This is a genomic window from Streptomyces sp. NPDC096136, assembly GCF_044763325.1.
Lineage (GTDB): Bacteria > Actinomycetota > Actinomycetes > Streptomycetales > Streptomycetaceae > Streptomyces.
In genome coordinates this window covers 1-2,404 of record NZ_JBIWFZ010000063.1, presented here as the reverse complement: position 1 = coordinate 2,404, position 2,404 = coordinate 1, and the positions used below count along the sequence as shown (strand labels likewise).

At 72.7% G+C, this 2,404-nt stretch carries 2 protein-coding genes and 1 pseudogene; all 3 read left to right on the top strand.

Annotated elements, in window-relative coordinates; genetic code table 11:
- Nucleotides 1-774 (top strand): annotated as a pseudogene (locus tag ACIRBY_RS38700) (hypothetical protein); the annotation flags it as partial.
- Nucleotides 775-776: 2 nt separating this feature from the next.
- Nucleotides 777-1,907, top strand: coding sequence for an aliphatic sulfonate ABC transporter substrate-binding protein (locus ACIRBY_RS38695; RefSeq protein ID WP_403910178.1), 1,131 nt, complete (start codon nucleotides 777-779; stop codon nucleotides 1,905-1,907).
- A 6-nt stretch (nucleotides 1,908-1,913) separates the two neighbouring features.
- Nucleotides 1,914-2,404 (top strand): ABC transporter ATP-binding protein (locus ACIRBY_RS38690; protein ID WP_403910175.1); only part of this gene is annotated, 491 nt, incomplete at its 3' end.

Here is a 2,404-nt window from a genome sequence, read left to right as displayed (position 1 = left end):
GAACTCGGCGTCCCGGAGATCACCGCCATCCCCATCTCCGCCCTGGCCGGCGACAACGTCGTCGAGCCGTCGGCGAACATGGACTGGTACGGCGGTCCGACCGTCCTGGAACACCTGGAGACCGTCCCCGTGAGCGGCGGCCTCACCGCGGGCCCCGCCCGCTTCCCCGTGCAGTACGTGATCCGTCCGCAGACCGCCGAGCACCCGGACTACCGCGGCTACGCGGGCCAGATCGCCTCCGGCGTCCTGCGCGTCGGCGAGTCCGTCACCGTCTTCCCCTCCGGCCGCACCAGCGTCATCGAGGGCATCGACGCCCTCGGCGAGAGCGTCGACACCGCCTGGGCCCCCCAGTCCGTCACCCTGCGGCTCCAGGACGACGTCGACGTCTCCCGCGGCGACCTCATCGCCCCCGCCGGAGCCGCCCCCGCCACCACCCAGGACGTCACCGCCACCGTCTGCCACGTCGCCGACCGGCCCCTCGTGGTTGGCCAGCGGGTCCTGCTCAAGCACACCACCCGCACCGTCAAGGCGATCGTCCGGGCGATCCCGTCCCGGCTGACCCTGGACGACCTGTCCCAGCACCCCGACCCCGGCCGGCTGGCCGCCAACGACATCGGCCGCGTCGTCGTCCGCACCGGCGAGCCCCTCGCGCTCGACGCCTACGCGGCCTCCCGGCACACCGGATCCTTCCTCCTCATCGACCCGGCCGACGGGACCACCCTGACCGCCGGCATGGCCGGCGAGGCCTTCACCGAGACCGAACGGACCGTCTGACGATGTCCTCACCGCGCCGCCGGCGCCGCCGCCCCGCCGCCGTGCTCGGCCTCCTCCTGGCCTGCGCCACCGCCCTCGCCTCCTGCGGTTACGGATCCCGGGCCGACCAGGTCCCCGCCGCCGCCCAGGCCCCGGCCGGCGCGGGCCGCGCGAAGCTCTCCGCGGACTCCGTGACCCTCGGTTACTTCCCCAACCTCACCCACGCCACCGCCCTGGTCGGCGTGCGCGAGGGACTGATCCAGAAGGAGCTCGCCGGGACCGCGCTGAAGACCACCACCTTCAACGCGGGCCCGGCCGAGATCGAGGCCCTGGGCGCGGGCGCCGTCGACATCGGCTTCATCGGCCCCTCGCCCGCCGTCAACGGCTACGCGAAGTCCAGGGGACAGAGCCTGCGGATCATCTCCGGCTCCGCCTCCGGCGGCGTCAAGCTCGTCGTCAACCCGGAGAAGATCAAGACCTTCGACGACCTCAAGGGCAAGAGGATCGCCACCCCGCAGCTGGGCAACACCCAGGACGTGGCCTTCCTCGACTGGATCGCCGCACGCGGCTGGAAGGTGGACGCCGCCAGCGGCAGGGGGGACGTCTCGGTCGTGCGCACCAACAACACCGTCACCCCCGACGCCTACCGCTCCGGCTCGGTCGACGGCGCCTGGGTGCCCGAACCCACCGCCTCCAAACTGGTCGCGGAAGGGGCCGCCGTCCTCCTCGACGAGACCGACCTGTGGCCCGACAAGAAGTTCGTCATCACGAACATCATCGTGTCCCAGAAGTTCCTCAAGGAACACCCGGACGTGGTCGAGGCCGTCCTGCGCGGCACCGTCAGGACCAACGAGTGGATCAACGCCGACCCGGACCGGGCCAAGGCCTCCGCCAACGCCGCCCTCAAGACCCTCACCGGCAGGGAGCTGGAGCCCGAGGTCGTCGACCGGGCCTGGCCGTCGATCCTCGTCACCGACGACCCGCTCGCCGCCACCCTGGAGACCCAGTCCCGGCACGCCGTCGCGGCCGGACTGCTGGAGAAGCCCGACCTGACCGGCATCTACGACCTCGGGCCGCTCAACCGGGTCCTCGGATCCCTCCACAAGCCCACCGTCGCCCCCGCCGGTACGGGCCCCGACGATCAAGGGAGGTGAGCCGCGATGGCGACCGCACTCATCAACGCGGAACACACCGCGGCGCTCACCACGGCCGTCCGCACCCAGCACGTCTCCAAGTCCTTCCCCGGCCCCGCGGGCCCCCAGCCGATCCTCGACGACATCAGCCTGGACGTCGCCCCCGGCGAGTTCGTCACCCTCCTCGGCGCCTCCGGCTGCGGCAAGTCCACCCTGCTCAACCTGATCGCCGGCCTCGACACCCCCACCTCCGGGACCGTCACCACCGAGGGCCGTCCGGCGCTGATGTTCCAGGAGCACGCCCTCTTCCCGTGGCTGACGGCCGGGAAGAACATCGAGCTGGCGCTGCGGCTGCGCGGGGTGGCCAAGGCCGACCGCAAGCCGGAGGCCGAACGGCTGCTGGAGCTGGTCCGCCTCGGCGGCGCCCACGGCAAGCGGGTCCACGAGCTCTCCGGCGGCATGCGCCAGCGCGTCGCCCTCGCCCGCGCCCTCGCCCAGGACAGCCGCCTCCTCCTGAT

Coding starts and splice junctions, on each gene's coding strand:
- ACIRBY_RS38695 (WP_403910178.1), top strand. CDS start 777: ATGTCCTCACCGCGCCGCCGGCGCCGCCGCCCCGCCGCCGTGCTCGGC.